The 15,032-nt window shown below is 63.5% G+C and carries 18 protein-coding genes and 1 pseudogene; 10 read left to right on the forward strand and 9 right to left on the reverse strand.

What is annotated here, in order from left to right:
* Positions 1 to 25: 25 nt before the first annotated feature.
* Complete coding sequence (locus KZ820_RS18565; RefSeq protein WP_258048332.1) at positions 26 to 706, reverse strand: ImuA family protein; 681 nt, start codon at positions 704 to 706, stop codon at positions 26 to 28.
* 250 nt (positions 707 to 956) lie between these two features.
* Here KZ820_RS18565 and KZ820_RS18570 point away from each other — a divergent pair, with 250 nt between their 5' ends.
* A complete protein-coding gene (locus KZ820_RS18570) occupies positions 957 to 1,403 on the forward strand; it encodes a hypothetical protein (RefSeq protein ID WP_219750337.1) in 447 nt (148 codons plus the stop codon).
* Positions 1,404 to 1,931: 528 nt separating this feature from the next.
* Here KZ820_RS18570 and KZ820_RS18575 read toward each other — a convergent pair.
* Both KZ820_RS18575 and KZ820_RS18580 read right to left on the reverse strand, forming a co-directional pair.
* Positions 1,932 to 2,894, reverse strand: coding sequence for a GGDEF domain-containing protein (locus KZ820_RS18575; protein ID WP_219750338.1), 963 nt, complete (start codon positions 2,892 to 2,894; stop codon positions 1,932 to 1,934).
* Between the two features lie 54 nt (positions 2,895 to 2,948).
* Entirely contained in the window at positions 2,949 to 3,125 is a 177-nt protein-coding gene (locus KZ820_RS18580) for a hypothetical protein (protein WP_219750339.1), read from the reverse strand.
* 39 nt (positions 3,126 to 3,164) lie between these two features.
* On the opposite strand from KZ820_RS18580, the gene KZ820_RS18585 reads away from it, so the two are divergent.
* The gene (locus KZ820_RS18585; protein WP_219750340.1) at positions 3,165 to 3,434 is read left to right on the forward strand and encodes an HU family DNA-binding protein; all 270 of its coding nucleotides are present in this window, start codon (positions 3,165 to 3,167) and stop codon (positions 3,432 to 3,434) included.
* A 163-nt stretch (positions 3,435 to 3,597) separates the two neighbouring features.
* Here the strand turns inward: KZ820_RS18585 and KZ820_RS22045 are convergent.
* The 3 genes and pseudogenes from KZ820_RS22045 to KZ820_RS18590 form a co-directional block, all read right to left on the reverse strand.
* A pseudogene (locus KZ820_RS22045) lies at positions 3,598 to 3,738 on the reverse strand (transcriptional regulator); the annotation flags it as partial.
* A gap of 45 nt (positions 3,739 to 3,783) precedes the next feature.
* Positions 3,784 to 4,005 (reverse strand): GDCCVxC domain-containing (seleno)protein, encoded by a 222-nt coding sequence (locus tag KZ820_RS22265; protein WP_308462280.1) that lies wholly within the window; start codon positions 4,003 to 4,005, stop codon positions 3,784 to 3,786.
* Positions 4,005 to 4,421 (reverse strand): hypothetical protein, encoded by a 417-nt coding sequence (locus tag KZ820_RS18590; RefSeq protein WP_219750341.1) that lies wholly within the window; start codon positions 4,419 to 4,421, stop codon positions 4,005 to 4,007. The genes KZ820_RS22265 and KZ820_RS18590 overlap by 1 nt, the downstream gene beginning before the upstream one ends.
* 63 nt (positions 4,422 to 4,484) lie before the next feature.
* On the opposite strand from KZ820_RS18590, the gene KZ820_RS18595 reads away from it, so the two are divergent.
* Positions 4,485 to 4,895, forward strand: coding sequence for a MerR family transcriptional regulator (locus KZ820_RS18595; RefSeq protein WP_219750342.1), 411 nt, complete (start codon positions 4,485 to 4,487; stop codon positions 4,893 to 4,895).
* Between the two features lie 496 nt (positions 4,896 to 5,391).
* Here KZ820_RS18595 and KZ820_RS18600 read toward each other — a convergent pair whose 3' ends face one another.
* Entirely contained in the window at positions 5,392 to 6,426 is a 1,035-nt protein-coding gene (locus tag KZ820_RS18600) for an IS110 family RNA-guided transposase (protein ID WP_219750343.1), read from the reverse strand.
* Between the two features lie 60 nt (positions 6,427 to 6,486).
* Here KZ820_RS18600 and KZ820_RS18605 point away from each other — a divergent pair, with 60 nt between their 5' ends.
* The 5 genes from KZ820_RS18605 to KZ820_RS18625 all read left to right on the forward strand — a co-directional run bounded on the left by KZ820_RS18605 (position 6,487) and on the right by KZ820_RS18625 (position 11,844).
* Positions 6,487 to 7,128 carry an SOS response-associated peptidase gene (locus tag KZ820_RS18605; protein ID WP_308462281.1) on the forward strand — a complete coding sequence of 214 codons (642 nt, stop codon included), beginning with the start codon at positions 6,487 to 6,489 and terminating at the stop codon, positions 7,126 to 7,128.
* A gap of 128 nt (positions 7,129 to 7,256) precedes the next feature.
* Positions 7,257 to 8,051, forward strand: a complete 795-nt coding sequence (locus KZ820_RS18610) for an SDR family NAD(P)-dependent oxidoreductase (RefSeq protein WP_258048333.1) — start codon at positions 7,257 to 7,259, stop codon at positions 8,049 to 8,051.
* 60 nt (positions 8,052 to 8,111) lie between these two features.
* Complete coding sequence (locus KZ820_RS18615; RefSeq protein ID WP_219750344.1) at positions 8,112 to 9,203, forward strand: FAD-dependent monooxygenase; 1,092 nt, start codon at positions 8,112 to 8,114, stop codon at positions 9,201 to 9,203.
* A complete protein-coding gene (locus KZ820_RS18620; protein ID WP_219750345.1) occupies positions 9,203 to 10,612 on the forward strand; it encodes an ABC-F family ATP-binding cassette domain-containing protein in 1,410 nt (469 codons plus the stop codon). Before KZ820_RS18615 ends, KZ820_RS18620 begins: the two co-directional genes overlap by 1 nt.
* Positions 10,609 to 11,844, forward strand: a complete 1,236-nt coding sequence (locus KZ820_RS18625; RefSeq protein ID WP_219750346.1) for an MFS transporter — start codon at positions 10,609 to 10,611, stop codon at positions 11,842 to 11,844. The genes KZ820_RS18620 and KZ820_RS18625 overlap by 4 nt, the downstream gene beginning before the upstream one ends.
* 3 nt (positions 11,845 to 11,847) lie before the next feature.
* Here KZ820_RS18625 and KZ820_RS18630 read toward each other — a convergent pair whose 3' ends face one another.
* Positions 11,848 to 12,348 carry a DUF1348 family protein gene (locus tag KZ820_RS18630; protein ID WP_219750347.1) on the reverse strand — a complete coding sequence of 167 codons (501 nt, stop codon included), beginning with the start codon at positions 12,346 to 12,348 and terminating at the stop codon, positions 11,848 to 11,850.
* Positions 12,349 to 12,526: 178 nt separating this feature from the next.
* On the opposite strand from KZ820_RS18630, the gene KZ820_RS18635 reads away from it, so the two are divergent.
* Both KZ820_RS18635 and KZ820_RS18640 read left to right on the forward strand, forming a co-directional pair.
* A complete protein-coding gene (locus KZ820_RS18635; protein ID WP_219750348.1) occupies positions 12,527 to 13,570 on the forward strand; it encodes an alpha/beta fold hydrolase in 1,044 nt (347 codons plus the stop codon).
* On the forward strand, positions 13,567 to 14,124 hold the full coding sequence (locus tag KZ820_RS18640; RefSeq protein ID WP_258048334.1) for a cytochrome P460 family protein: 558 nt from the start codon (positions 13,567 to 13,569) through the stop codon (positions 14,122 to 14,124). The genes KZ820_RS18635 and KZ820_RS18640 overlap by 4 nt, the downstream gene beginning before the upstream one ends.
* Positions 14,125 to 14,178: 54 nt before the next feature.
* Here KZ820_RS18640 and KZ820_RS18645 read toward each other — a convergent pair whose 3' ends face one another.
* Positions 14,179 to 14,880, reverse strand: a complete 702-nt coding sequence (locus KZ820_RS18645; RefSeq protein ID WP_219750349.1) for a glutamine amidotransferase — start codon at positions 14,878 to 14,880, stop codon at positions 14,179 to 14,181.
* Positions 14,881 to 15,032: the final 152 nt, after the last annotated feature.

The following is a 15,032-nucleotide window of genomic DNA, read 5'->3' on the forward strand; positions in this document are numbered from 1 at the left end:
TACCGGCAGCTCGAGGACAGGCCTTTCAGGCTGCCGCGAAGCGGACCGTTCCAGCCGTCTCAGCCGCTCCACGGCCAAGCTCGGCAGGAACAGCGAGACGACCCGTCTCATCGCTGCCCTCCACAATCAGGGAGAAGCCCTCACCCCCACGCTGTCGGACGCACTCCACCGCCCATCTCGCTCTCCCCACACCCGCGACACCCAACCGCTCGGAAGGCGCGGCGCCGATCCGCCAGCGCGTCCACGCGGCGGACGGCTCGGCGAACACGTCCTGGTTGAGGCCGCGCGCGCGGCGCAGCAGCAGCACCGGCACGTCGGCGTCAGCCGCAACCAGCTGCAGGCGCCGCGTTGCCACCATCGAGACCTTGCTCGCCTCCGCCACGATCGCAGCGGGCGTGCCGTCCCTCACCGCGTCCTCGACCACCGCCAGCAGCGCAGCGTCGTCGCGCGGCTGCGCGTAGATCACGTTGGCGGAGGGAAGGCCGGCTTGCTCGAGGGCGGGCGCGTACAGGTCGGCCCTGCAGCTGGCCCATAGCACTGGACCGCCTGCCCCTGCCGCCTCGCGTGCGGCGATGCCGGCGAGAAAGAGCGTGGTGGCGGCATCGTCTACCAGCGCGGCGCTCCGCGACGTCGCCTCGTGCAGCGCGCCTGCGCGCAGTCCTCCTGCCCCAAGCCGGCTGTCGAGCGCGTCGATGCCGAACGGCATGACGCGATAGTCAGCGGCAGGCGTAGCGATCGTCCGCAAGTGCGCTATGCTGGGCGCGAAGGAATCGAGGGCGGCGGACATCGTTTTCTAAGACTCTACTCGTTCCCTTTATGTTCCGTAAATGAGAGCCGCTGGTCAAGCTCCGATCGGCTCGGTTCATCGATAAAGGCGGAACGGCACCGCAACGAAGCGCCAACAAAGCGGGGAAAAATCGCTTTCCAAGGTCAGCGGCGTGACTCATAGAATCTGGATGCCGATCCGCGCTGAAAACCGCTGGCTGTACCCGATCGATTGGGAACAGCTGTCAGGCAGGATCCGGTTCGAGCGCGCGGGCAAGCGCTGTGAGCAATGTGGCCGGCCGCACCTTCAGCGTGTTGCTCACCTCGGTGACGGCCGCTGGTGGGACGCGGAGGCGGCGTGTTGGCGTTCGGACCGTGGCAAGCGGATCGCCGTGAGAGGCGGCTTCACGCTCGCCAGCGTCCGGGTGACCTACGTCGTTCTCGCCTGTGCGCATCTCGATCACGATCCGGGCAACAGCGCACCATCCAATCTCAAGGCGCTATGTCAGCGATGCCACATGATCCACGATGCCGCTGAGCATCGCTGGCAACGTTGGTGGAATGCCTTCCGGCTGCGCGCGCTGCGCGACCTCTATGAGGATCCCAGGATTACAAGAGAGCGCCACGTCGGACGATGATTGCTCGTGGACGGCTATCGAGAACTGGCGATCATGCACTCGCCAGGGGTAGTCTGTCAGTGCTCTATGAACGGCCCCTTCGCGACGCCGGTCAATCGGTCCGTGAATTGGGCGCGGCGGTCGGCACAGCGTCTGCGGGAGACAACGCGGCTTCCTCGCAGCACATCGACGCCAGCCTCGAAGCTTGGATCATTCGTGCCGTGGAAGCTTGTTCGGACGGTACGTTCGTAGACGACGTAGGTCCACGGGCCATTGCGGAAGGCAGCCTGCAGCTCACCTCCGCCTGAGAACCCCTCCTGAGCGTAGCGTCCATGAGGAACCTGCAACTCGACCCGTCCTCGCCGTACGGAGCGATATACGAGGCTCGCCTCGTTCCTGACGACCGCTCCGGTCCGGTCGCCTATGCGGCACGCGAAGACCGTTCGTTCGGATGAGGAAGCTGCTGCTGCAATCAGGAGCGCAAGTAGCACCATCACTCGCTACACTCCTCCGAGGTCGAAGGGCGGCGCCGCGTGCGATCATTCATCGTCATCGCACGACCGTGACAGCGCCTTCCACGCTCACCTGATTTCCGCCCTTCCGCTTCGCGTTTCGGAGCTGCTGCCACGCCGCCTCGAGCTGCGCCTCCACATCGCGGCCGCGGCTGGCTACGACGCCGGCAGACATCGAGATCCGGCCAAGCGGCGTGTCGCTCTCGCGCACCTTCATCTCGCGCGCGCCAATCGCCTCGCATGCGGCCGTGACCATCTCTCCGGCTGCGCGCAGATCCATGCCCTCGATGAGGATTGCAAAGGTGCCGCCCTCCCACCGGCTAACGAGATGGCTACGAGCATGGTCGGCGAGCGCACGTGCCACGACCTTTAGCAGCCGGTCACCGACGCCCGGCGAGTGACCGTCGTTAACCTGACGCAGTCCATCGATGTCGACGAGGGCAATGCATGTCGGGCTTGTTAGATTACCTGCCAGGCGCGCTTGGAATGCCGTCCTGTTCGTCAAGCCTGTGAGGGGATCGTGCTGCCCGGCCGACTGAAGCGCGGTCAGCTCCGCTCGGATCTGCCGCGCGCGGGCTGCAGCTTCAGCGAAACTCGCCTCTGCGCTTTCAGCCCGGCGCAGCATCGTGGCGAGCAACGGTCCGGCGCTAGCGCCTGGCTCGCCAAGCAGCGCTGCTGACGCGGTAACCAGCTCGCGGCTGAGATCGGTCGTGACGGCCATCGCATCTCCGACGACGTCGATCACGCGCATGGTGATATGGTCGAGCTCGGGGGCAAGCGCCGCCCGTACAGCTGGGCGAAGCTCTTGAACCTGCTCCTCGGTGAGCCTGACACCGCCGTCGATCGCGCCGTCCACTCGCTCTCGCAGCTGCTCACTGTCGCCGTTTAGATACTCGTGGGCGAAGGCATAATGGTTAGGGGTGTGGGCGAGACGATGCCGATCGAGGAAGACGAGGACCTCGGCTCCGCCCTGCGGCCGCTTACGTCGATCTACCATCATCACCCTCCGTCGTGGTGCCCGGTGCCTCCCCTGTCTGTCCAGATAAGCTAGTGATTACAGATCTATGTTGCGATCCTTCATCGCCTCCGCGGCCAGGTCGCCGATCGGACCGGTGCCACCGACCATCTCGAACACGACCGCGACGTCTTGCTCATCCAGTTTCGACAGCATCAGCCGGATCGCACTGGCGGTCGCGTCGTCGAGGACGATCGTTGTCTCAGCGCTCGTCATCAGTATGGTCCCCGCGTTTTCTCAGGGAGTACGAATAGCATGAACGTTGGTGAGCTGGCCAAGGGCGTCGCGGCTGCGACGGGCACGAGCGAGGCGGACGCAAAGAAGACGATCACCGCGGTGTTCGACGAGATCGCGGCTGCGGCCGCGAAGGGGGAAGAGGTCTCGATCAATGGCTTCGGCAAGTTCACCGTCAAGGATCGGCCGGAGCGCGAGGGCCGCAACCCGGCAACCGGCGCGACCATGACCATCGCCGCATCGAAGAAGGTCGCGTTCACGGCTGCGAAGGGCTTGAAGGACAAGCTCTGAGGCATGCGCGCCGGCGGGGCAGCTCGCCGGCGCCGATAGGAGGCGCGGATGTGTAATCGGTTGTGTGATTGCGGTCTCCGCCGCAACCGGAAAGCTGCCCGTCGGCTTACGCCCAATCTTCGCCGTTGAGCTGTCTCCGCCGCACTCCCGGAAGCGGTCGCTGGTTCATGGGAACCGGGACGGCGCAGATAGTATCGCCAGCGGCCATGCCGTCCGGTGCGTGACGCACCAACAGGCGGAACACGTCGAGCCGCGTCCCTTGGGCGAGCGCACCTAGCGCAGCAATAGTTGATGAATTCTCCACATATCCAGCATAGCGGATATATGGGGACACTAGGCTGTTACGGTTTCAACCGCAGCAGCTCGCCACGGTTCCGTTCGTCTTCGCTTCCTGAATCGGCGGGCACGGCACATCGCCAAACGAGCAGAACACGCAGCAGTCGCCGGCGAGGGGTCGCAGGACCGCCGCGCAGTGCCGGCAGTCATAGAAAAACTGACACGCGTTAGTGGGCATCGTCTCAGTCGCGGTTCCACCACACTTAGGGCAGGTCAGGGTAGAGGTGAGGAGCATCAGGAAAGTAACTTCATCAGCGGCGACTCCAGTCGGTCCCAAATTAGCGCGATCAGCGTCAAGGCCGTGCCGATCGCGAGCACGATCGGGGTGACGCGCGACGGCAGCGGTATCGTGCAGGAGCGATCCACGGCGCAGGCCCTTCGACGCCGTGCGTAGAACCACCACCCGGCAGCCAGCCCAAGAACCGAAAGCGCGGTCAACGGCCAACGTAGCGGCATCAACGCCGCAAAGGTGCTGGACAGGCTAGCCCCCACGCCGAGCGCCGCAAATGCGAGCGGGAGGATGCAGCAGGACGCGGCGGCGAGGACCGCGCCGAAGCTCGCCAGTGCGCCGAGGACCGATAGTCCCGTGTCGGCGCGGTTTGATGCTTTCAGCGTGACGGTGGGTTTTGTCGCGGCGGTGTTGGGGATCAACGGTCGTCTCCAGCGGGAGAGCCCGCTATGCATCCTGTAGTGGCTACAGGAGCAAGCGGTTTCATGCAGAAGAGCATCGCGATCGGTGAGCTATCGCGTCGGACGGGCGTGAACATCGAGACGATCCGTTATTTCGAGCGCATCGGGGTTTTGGCGACGCCGCCTCGTACCGCTGGCGGGCGGCGGGTCTATGGAGCCGATCACGTCCGCGCACTTGGGTTTATCCGCCGCGCGCGCGAACTCGGCTTCACCCCGGCCGAGGTGCGCGCGATCCTGTCGCTTGGCGGACCCGCACAAGCGTCGTGCGACGAGGTTCGCGAGATCGCGGCGGAACACTTGAAGCGGGTGCGAGCGAAGATGGCGGACCTAGCGCAGCTCCAAAGCCTGCTCGCGACGACAATCGAACGGTGCGAAGGCGACGGAGCGTCGAGTTGCGCCGTGATCGACCTGCTCAACCAACATGCAACTCCGTAGGGGTCACAATCGTCCGGTTGTGACACCTACTTGCTCTCACGGCTTCTCAATGGCTTGCATGTGCCAAAAGGCCGGTTCGAAATGTCCACTTATAAGATGGGCATCTTGTTTCGGCTATGGCTGCCATTGAGTCGGTAGCTGTCACGCGGTCCGGCGTAGATTAACGGCAGCTATCGCCCTCAGAGCACCCGAAAGCCGCCCTTCCGCTTTCCTGCCATTCTCCGCCGTTCCCGAGAGAGCAGGCGATGTCGATGGCGACCAGGCGGAGGGCCTGATCGGGCGGTATCATGGTTGAGCAGTCCGAGGTTCGAGCTTGTGTTCGAGGTCGGCGCAAAGCCGCCTCACCATGGGTCGTTCGATGACTGATCGAGGGCTGCTATCTATCTTGGACGGGCTCTGGTGGCACTCCGATTACAGCGCAGTCGCCTCGACCTCGTTCTCTCGGGCTGCCCCCGCCTTGCGGCGGAGCTGGTGAAGGTGGAGTGGGGTCAGTCCGTCATGCGACGGCTTCCTCACGCGTCCACCGGAACTCAGTGCCGTCCGTCCAGATGCGATGCATGACGATCGCCAGCTTACGCGCGACTGCCACGATGGCCCTGCGCAGCCCGCGCCGCTTAGCGACGGCCATGCCCCACGCCTTCAGCGTCGACCACCGCTTCGACCGCGTAAGCAGCGCCAGCGACGCCTGGTAGAGCGTCGTGCGCATCAGTGCGTCGCCTGTCTTGGAGATTGAGCCGTTTCGATCCGTCTCACCGCTGGCATACTTCCTCGGCGTCATGCCGAGGTGCGCACCTACGTCGCGCGAGTGCTGGAAGCGGCTCGGGTCGTCGATGACAGCGAGAAAGGTGACAGCCGTGACCGCGCCAACGCCCGGCACGGTCATGAGGCGGCGGCAGGTGTCGTCACGGGCGACCGCATCGAGCAGCATCTTGTGCAGGACGGCGGACTGCTCGCGAAGCGCGGATCGCGCGATGAGCATGGGCCTCACCATGGCCGCGAGCCTCGGCCGGTTCTCGACCAGCTCCATGGCGCGCTGCTCGAAATGTCCCGACGCGATCCGCCCTGACAGCTTCAGCCCGAAGGCGCGGAGTGTACCGCGAACCTCGTTCTCGATGTCGCCGTACTTGACCAGAAGGGTCTTGCGGTTGGCGAGCAGCATCCGCAGCTCCTGACTCACCGGGCTCTTGATGTGTACCGGGCGATACCAGCCGACGCGGATTACCTGAGCGATAGCACGCGCGTCATTCCGATCGGTCTTCACCGGCATGGTCTTGGTCAGTGCGCGAAGCCGGCGCGGGTCGATGCAGATCATGGGAAGCCCACGGGCGGTTAGCTCGGCGTACAGCCAGCGCGCCAAGCCACCGATCTCCAGCCCGACCTTCTCGGCGTGAACGTCGCGTTCGAGCAGCCAGTCGGCGATGGCGTCTGGTTCGGAAGGCGCCGTGCCTTCAAACTCGATCGTTCCATCCTCGTCGACCACACAGATCGCCACCTCGGCTAGTGAGATGTCGAGCCCAACATACTGCATCATGGCACCACTCCGCGTCTGCCGGCCCCATGCCGGCCCAGATCACGGTGCGCGTCGAAGAGTGTGAACCGCAATCACCCCATCTATCGGCTCACGGCCAAGCAGGCCGAGGTGTTGACCACATTTGGCATCCGCCCACCCTATGAGCCGGACGAGACATTTCCGGTCACCGACATATTCCCGACCGGCAACAAGACGCCCTTCTATGGCCCAGTAGTCATCAAGGACGGCGACGAGCGACGGCTCGAGCGCATGGAGTGGGGCGTGCCGACGCAGGTTCCCAGCAAGCGCGATCCATCGGCCAAGCTGACGAAGTACGTGACCAACGTACGCAACCTCAGCTCGAGCTTCTGGCGATCGATGCTGACGACGCCGGCGCGCCGGTGCCTGGTCCCTGTTACCTCGTTCTCCGAGTACGGGATCGCGCCGGGAGAGGACGGTAGGAAGCCACTTCATTGGTTCGATGTGCCGAGCCGGCCCATCTTCGCGTTCGCTGGCATTTGGCGGCCGACGGAGCGTGGCAATGCCTTTGGCTTCCTCACCACAGAGCCGAACGCGATCGTGGCGCCGATCCACCCTAAGGCGATGCCGGTCATCCTCCACGATGACGATTACGATCGATGGCTGATGGAGTCTTGGGACGACCTCAAGGACATCGTCGCCCCATACCCGTCACAGCTCATGCGGGTTGAGCAGGCGACCTGAACCGATTGCTGAGCGAGCCGCCGCTCCGCGTCAAAGCGTGCCCTAACAGAAGATTTCAGAAGCTAACGTGCTCGGCAAGGCTGGCCGTGCGACAGCAATGCACCGCTCGCATCGCACGAGCGGGTAGCATGCCGGGTGATCCTTTGAATATTCAGACTAGCATCAGACTAATGGGCCGAGCTCCAGACCTGAGCGACCAGATAGCTGTAGTTACAGGCGGCAGCAGAGGGATCGGCTCGTCTATTGTCCGACATCTGGCGGAACGCGGGGCTTCAGTTTTCTTCACGTACTCGAGTTCGGTCGAGGAGGCCCATCGCCTTGAGACTGAGCTCACGAATGACGGTCTCGCGGGCCGGGCCATCAACGCAGATGCCAGTTCTTCCAGCGAGGTGCGTGGCGCAATCATCCGAGTGGCCGGCTCGTGTGGTCGTATTAACATCCTGATCAACAACGCTGGTTTTGCTGCAGCAGGACCTATCGAGACCTACGATCTTGCCATACTAGAGCGCATGATCGCCGTCCATGTGAGAGCTCCATTCGTAAGCATCAGGGAAGCACTCCCGTTTATGCCAGCGGGAGGTCGGATCGTGAACGTAGGCAGCATCAGCAGCGACTATATGCCTCACGTCGGTCAAGCCGCCTATTCAATGACCAAGGCCGCTCTGAAGGGCCTCACTCGTGGGTTAGCTCGCGAACTCGGCTCCAAGGGGATAACCATCAATACCGTTCAGCCGGGGAGAATAGACACGGACCTTCTGCATGAGATCTATGGCAGCTCGTTCGAGCGAGCGGCTCAGTCGATGCCTTTACAACGTTTTGGAACGACCGACGAGGTTGCAGATCTGGTCGTCTATCTATGCTCTTCGGCTGCAGCGTACATCACTGGAGCTGACATACGCATCGATGGCGGCGTCTCCGCTTGACGGTCACAAACACGAGTTATCTCACCTCTTCGCCAACGTTGGCCACCAGGAGCGCTCGCCGTGAGCCGTAAGATCCTCATCATTGGCGCCGGTATCGCTGGCCTCGCAACCGCCCGAGCTCTCGATCTTCGGGGTATGTCGTACGACATCGTCGAGAAGGCACCATATCTGCCACAGACTGGCGCTGGGATGTTCCTTCCCGGCAATGCCGCGCTCGCGCTTCGAGCGCTTGGCCTCTTCAACGAGATCAACGCACGAGCAGTGTGTAACGAAAGGCAGACGATCCGGACTGCCATCGGCGCGGTGCTGCACGACATGGACGTGGCTGCATTCTGGAGGAACGTAGGACCGTGCCTCTCGATGACCCGCACGTCGTTGATCGATATCCTGGCGTCGAGCATCGCGACGCCGATCCGCTTCGGGTGCTCGGTTGCAAGTCTGGCAGTCGGCACGGGCGTGGCGGATGTCCGGTTCTCGAACGGAACAGAAACCTCATACGACCTCGTGATTGGGGCGGACGGTCTCTGCTCGTGGACCCGCGATCAGCTATTTGATGAGGCAACGCCGGTACGACACGGCCGAACCTGTTGGCGCTTCGTGACGACCAACAGCGTCGATCTACGTCACTGGACCGTCAGCCTCGGCAAGAGTCGAGCTTTGCTCGGCGTGCCGCTTGAGGAAAACAAGCTCTACGTTTACGCCGACGCAGACGATCGATTGCTCCCAGAGAGCCAGTCCCCCGCGTCCGACGAACTCCGCAGTCTCTTCGCCGATTTTCGAGGGCCCGTCGCACAGAGCATCGCTCGCCTGACACCCGATAAGCGGATCAGCAAAGCACCGCTCGGTGAGATCCGCGCCCAAGCCTGGCACCTCCAGAATGCGGTGCTGATCGGCGATGCGGCACACGGTTGCTCGCCCAGCATGGCGCAGGGCGCTAGCATGGCGCTAGAGGATGCGATCGTCATGGCAGAATGCCTGAGCCGATCCCTCGATGTTCGACACGCCCTGCAGACGTTCAGCGAACGCCGGTTGAACAGGGTGCTTTGGGTCCAGAAGCAATCACGCGCGCGCGACGCGACGCGAGCTTTGCCCGAGTTCGCGCGAGACGCTCTCCTGCGCCTTCTCGGAGACCGGCTTTACCGGCGTAGCTGATGCGGCAGGAGGTATCAGCTCCAGCAGGGTCAACGATTGCATCACTCTTTGGCATCGAGGCTGCCCTTGATGTCCTTCATCGCGCCCAAGAAGGGCATGCGACACTCGATGAGCTCGCCGAAGCAGACTGGACCCTCGAGGAGCGGGTTCGTGATGCCTTGGCGCACGTCAACCTCGAAGCGGATGCCTGGACGTCCCTTGCCGCGTTGTCAGGAGGTCAGCGTACCAGGGCCGGGTTGGCTGCTGCCGTCTTCTCTAAACCCGACTTCCTCCTGCTCGACGAGCCGACAAACAACCTCGACCAGGAAGGACGAGATGCCGTCAGGCGTTTGATCGAAAGCTGGAAGGGCGGGTTGATCGTGGTCAGTCACGACCGCGACCTGCTCGAGCACGTAGACGCCATCGTGGAGATGACGGCACTCGGCGCCACGCGGTATGGTGGCACATGGAGCCATTATCGGGCACGTAAGGCAGTCGAGCTGGCGGCCGCCGAGCACGACCTCGCGCATGCGCAAAAGCAGCAGGCGCTTGCCGAGAAGAAGGCGCGGGAGGCGGCGGAGCGGCAGATCAGACGCGATGCCGGCGGAGCACGTAAGGCTGCGAAGGGAGACATGCCTCGCATCCTTCTGGGAGCACGTAAAAACGCGGCCGAGGCGAGCGGCGGGAGCGGCAAGCGGCTTACCGAGCGCATCTCGGCGCGAGCCGATGAGGCGGTCGCAACCGCGAGATCTCGCGTAGAGGTCCTGCAGCAGCTGTCGATTGTGCTGCCAAGGACGGGGCTTCCCGCTGGCCGCACTGTGCTGAGCGTGGCTGACCTGACCGGAGGCTACGATCCTTCACGCCCCCTGATCCGCTGCTTGAGCTTCTCGGTAACCGGACCAGAGCGTCTCGCCATCGTGGGTCCGAACGGCGCCGGAAAAACGACGCTGCTGAAGCTCATCGCGGGCGATCTCGCCCCCGCCGGAGGAAGCATCAAGCTCACCCCATCATACACCGTCATCGACCAGCACGTATCCTTCCTCGACCAGGACGCCACCATCCTGGACAACTTCAAGCGCCTGAACTCGGCTGCGACAGAGAACGCGTGTCGTGCCGCGCTGGCCGGGTTTCTCTTCCGCGCGGAGGCTACCTCGCAGCAGGTCGGTACGCTGAGTGGCGGCCAGATGCTTCGGGCGGGCCTCGCCTGCCGCCTTGGCGGGGAGAAACCGCCCGAGCTGTTGATCCTGGATGAGCCGACCAACCACCTTGACCTCGACTCTGTCAACGCGATCGAAGCGGCGCTTCAGGCCTATGACGGCGCCCTTCTGGTCGTCAGCCATGATGAGCCTTTCCTAGCCGCGATCTCAATCAACCGGCGTATCGTTCTTGGATCGCCGGAGGACGTGTGTTTGGAGGCGCCGCGATCATGACCCCGGCCTGGTATCGCCAGCTCGACAGCAACGGTCGGCGTGCTGTTTGGAGCACCTATAGCGGGTTCACGCTCGATGCGATGAACGTGCAGCTATACGCTTTCATTCTCCCAGCACTTCTGACCCTTTGGCACCTCTCGCCCTCCAGCGCCGGCGTGCTCGCCACTGTAGCGTTGCTGTCGGGCGCTATCGGAGGGTGGATGGCGGGTTCACTCTCCGACCGCTTGGGACGCACCAAGGTGCTGAGGGCCACGATCATCTGGTTGGCCATCTCGACGGCGTTCTGTGGCTTTGCGCGATCGTATGAGGAGCTACTCGTCGCGCGGGCCGTCCAAGGCGTTGGTTTCGGAGCCGAGTGGGCCGTCGGAGCCGTGTTCATCGCAGAGATCGCCTCTCCTCAAACGCGCGGGCGGGTCGCCGGCACGATACAGAGCGCCTGGGCGCTTGGTTGGGCACTCGCTGCCACGATCTCGGCCATAGCCTTTTGGCTTCTGCCGGCGGATCTGGGCTGGCGTGCGACCTTCTTCGTCGGGCTGCTTCCGGCGGCATGGATCTATGCGTTGCGCAGGCGCTTGCGCGACGCGCCCGCGTTCTTCGAACAGCGAACACGCTCCGCTGGGTGGCACGCCATTTTCTCACGAGCTTTAAGGGGGCGCACCGTACGCGGCAGCATGCTCGCGACAGGAACGCATGGCGGGTACTGGGCTTTGGCCACCTGGTGGCCAACGATGCTGCGAACCGAGCGGGGTCTCTCGGCGGCCGAAGCGACCCTCCATCTGGGCGTCCTCGTCGCGGGTTCAATCATAGGGTATGTTCTGGCCGGTTGGTCGAGCGATCGCTTCGGTCGCCGCGTTACCCTTGCGATATTCGCTTCGGGAGGGATTGCGGCGGTGCTTACCGCCACGCTTCCCAACCTCTCGCCAAAGGCGTTTCTCGCCCTCAGCGTTCCGGTGGGGCTATTCGCCCTCGGGCTTTACAGTGCGGTTGGGCCGGTTCTCACCGAACTCTTCCCAACGCGTCTGCGAGGCTCAGGTCTGGGTTTTTGCTATAACATCGGGCGAGGACTTGCCGGCGCTGGCCCGCTGGCTGTGGGCGCGAGCATCACATCGCTCGGTATTGAAGCGTCGATCGGCCTCTATGTGGCGCTCGCTTACGCGCTCGTGATCGTCGCAGCCGTCCTGTTGCCCGAGACACGCGGGCGCGAGCTGAGAGCGGTAGATGAGCTCTGCTAACGGTCAGAAACCAAGCTCAGTCAAGCTAGGGTGATCCGCTGGCCGTGGCCCTGTCGGCCACCGCAATGTGCGCTCGAACTCTTTGATGACGTGCTCGTTCGCCGCTGTCAGTCGTCGCTTCACAAGGCCGCTTGGATCTAACTCGAGTGCCTCGCTGCCGTAGGCACGGTACCATGTACCGCTGTCATCCTTGAACTCACGGGCGAACCGGAAGGAGATCCTTTCCTCTGTTTCGGCCCAGCCCTCCATCAGCACCCGCCCGTCGATCTCGCGACGTGCCTGGCGTTGTACCTGAGCACGGATCTGCTCACGCCCCCAGAGAAAATTCACGCGGTCTCGCCAGAGACAATCGATGGTGTTGCCCAGCACGATTGCGTCGAGATTGCGGGTATTCCAGGCGTACTCGGCGTCGCGGACATGCAACGCCATCGCCGGACTGTAAGGGAGCATAACGTTCTTAACTCCGTGGCCGACCGGCAGATGGCAGGTGGCCGCAAAGGTCATAAGCACGAGCTTGGATCCACGTGCCAGTTAGGCGCTGTTAGTTTCTGGCAAGCCACTGGCCCAATCGCAGCCAGGCAGCTGCCGCAAGCGATCGCTGACGGCAGATTACGAGACCTAACGGGCTTGTGAGCAGCAGGTAGCCTAGACCGTCTCCAGTGCAACACCTGGAGAGAAGGCCATGACCATCGTTCCGATCGACGTTGCCCATACGGGGCGTCGCAATTTCGTCACCGGCGCCGCGACGATTGCTGCCGCCCTTTTCGGCGTATCAGCCGAGGCTCGCGCTTCAAATCTCGTCCTACCGGCTGATCGACCCACTCCCGCTCTGCCTGGCGTCAAGCAGATCGACGCGGGCGATCTCAGCGTCGGCTATGTCGACATGGGTGCCAAGAGCTGGCCGGTGGTACTTCTCCTGCACGGCTGGCCATACGACATCCACAGCTTCGCCGAGGTCGCGCCGCTGCTCGTCGCCAAGGGCTATCGCGTCATCATCCCGCACCTGCGGGGTTATGGCACGACCGTTTTCCGGTCAAGTGACACTCTGCGCAACGGTCAGCCGACGGCTCTTGCCAGCGACGGCCTCGCGTTGATGGACGCGCTCGACATCAAACAGGCGATCGTCGCAGGGTTCGACTGGGGCGCGCGCACGGCCGACATCATGGCCGTGCTCTGGCCGGAGCGATGCAAGGCGCTCGTTTCCGTCAGCGGCTATCTGATCGGCAGTCAGGCCGCTGGGGCCAAGCCGCTGCCGCCCGAGCAGGAGCTGCAATGGTGGTACCAATTCTACTTCGCTACCGAGCGGGGCAAGGCGGGCTACGCAGCCAACACCAACGCCTTCAATCGCCAGATCTGGAAGCTCGCCTCGCCGGAATGGATGTTCGACGGTCCCACGTTCGATCGATCCGCGGCCTCTTTCGCCAACCCGGACCACGTTGCTATCGTGATTCACAATTATCGCTGGCGCTTGGGGCTCGCGGAAGGTGAGACCCGGTTCGATGCGGCAGAGGCGAAGCTCGCCGCCGTGCCGACCGTGTCGATCCCGACGATCACCATGGAAGGGGACGCTAACGGTGCTCCGCATCCCGCGCCCAAGCTTTACCGCGCTAAGTTCACCGGTCCCTACGAGCACCGCCTCGTGACAGGGGGCGTCGGTCACAACCTCCCGCAGGAGGCTCCCGCCGCGTTCGTTCGCGCCATCCTGGATGTGGAGAGGCTCGCTTGACCGGGTCATATCTCGGCAAACGGCACGGCGCGATCGCGCTTGGTGCAAGCGCATCGCTGTTCCTGACCTTGGCTCTGCCGAAGGTCGCGGCCGGGGCGGGGCAACCCGCCGCGGCCGCGACGTCGCCGGTGTATGGCGTTCGGCTTCCGAAGGGCTACCGGGACTGGAAGTTGATCAGCGTCGCGCAGGAGAACGGGAAGAACAACGATATCCGTGCGATCTTGGGCAACGACATAGCGGTGAAGGCCTTTCGGTCTGGCAAGCGGCCCTTTCCTGACGGAACGGTTATCGTACGTCTGGCGTGGCGCTACCAATCGTCGCCACGCAATGACGCCGTCTTCCCGGCTCCACAGTCGTTCGTGGCCGGAGCTCCGACGAACGTACAGGTCAGTGTCAAGGACTCGAAGCGCTACGTTGCCAGCGGCGGATGGGGCTACGGGCAGTTCGAAAACGGCCACGCCAACCAGGATGAGCAGCTCACGCGATCCTGTTTCGCCTGCCATACGAACTTGGCGCAATCGGCAGACTTCGTCTTCACCGATTACTCTCGATAGGCTCGCGTCAGGTAGCAGCGCGGCGGATCCGCGCGTGGGCTGCTCAACAAACGGCTAGTCACAACGAAGATTGCTCAGCCACTCCCGCAACATGGCCTGCCCTGCACGATGCAGAGCTCTCCCGTGCTGATGTGCCCGCCGCCTTAGCTGATTAACGTCGACACCCGATTGCTCAAGCTCGACAGCGTGACCGATCAGCCAACGCTCGATCTCCTGTGGGGCGTCGACCTCCGGGTGAAATTGGACAGCCAGCACGTTCGGACCGCGCGAAAACGCCTGATTTGCACAGGCGTCGGTTCTGGCGAGCAGGTCACAGTCACGAGGTACGCCTGCGACGTCGCCGTGCCAGTGCAGGACTGGAACGTCCTCCAAGTGCCGCAAGGGGCTGTCGCGTCCGTTGTCGGTCAGGGTGAGCGGTGCAAAGCCAATCTCTTTCACACCCGGGGCGACCTCGGCTCCTAACGCAGCCGCGATCAGTTGAGCGCCGAGGCAAATGCCGAGTGTCGGTCGTTGCTCGATCAGCCGTTCGCTCAGGAGCCTGAGCTCGTCTTCGAGGAAGGGGTAAGCGGCGGCTTCATAGACCCCGATCGGTCCGCCCAAGACCACTAGGAGAGAAGCATGCTCGATCTCAGCCGGGTTCCATGCTCTTGCGCCCACGTCGTGGGAGCTAGTGGCGTAGCCTGCCGCGTTCAGCGGAGCGCTGAAGGACCCGAGGTCCTCGAAGCAAACGTGACGTAGAACGACTGCTGCTTTCATCGATCGTCTCTTCGTCCAACGTCAGCGTTTGGTCGGCCCCGGGGGACTGCGACACGCGCATCATTGTCGAGCGGTTCACTCACGTAGAACAAGTGCTCACGGCCGGCCTGGGGGGAAGACCGGCCGTGAGCGTGCGCGCCGACAGGGGAGGC

The organism is Sphingomonas citri, assembly GCF_019429485.1.
GTDB lineage: Bacteria > Pseudomonadota > Alphaproteobacteria > Sphingomonadales > Sphingomonadaceae > Sphingomonas > Sphingomonas citri.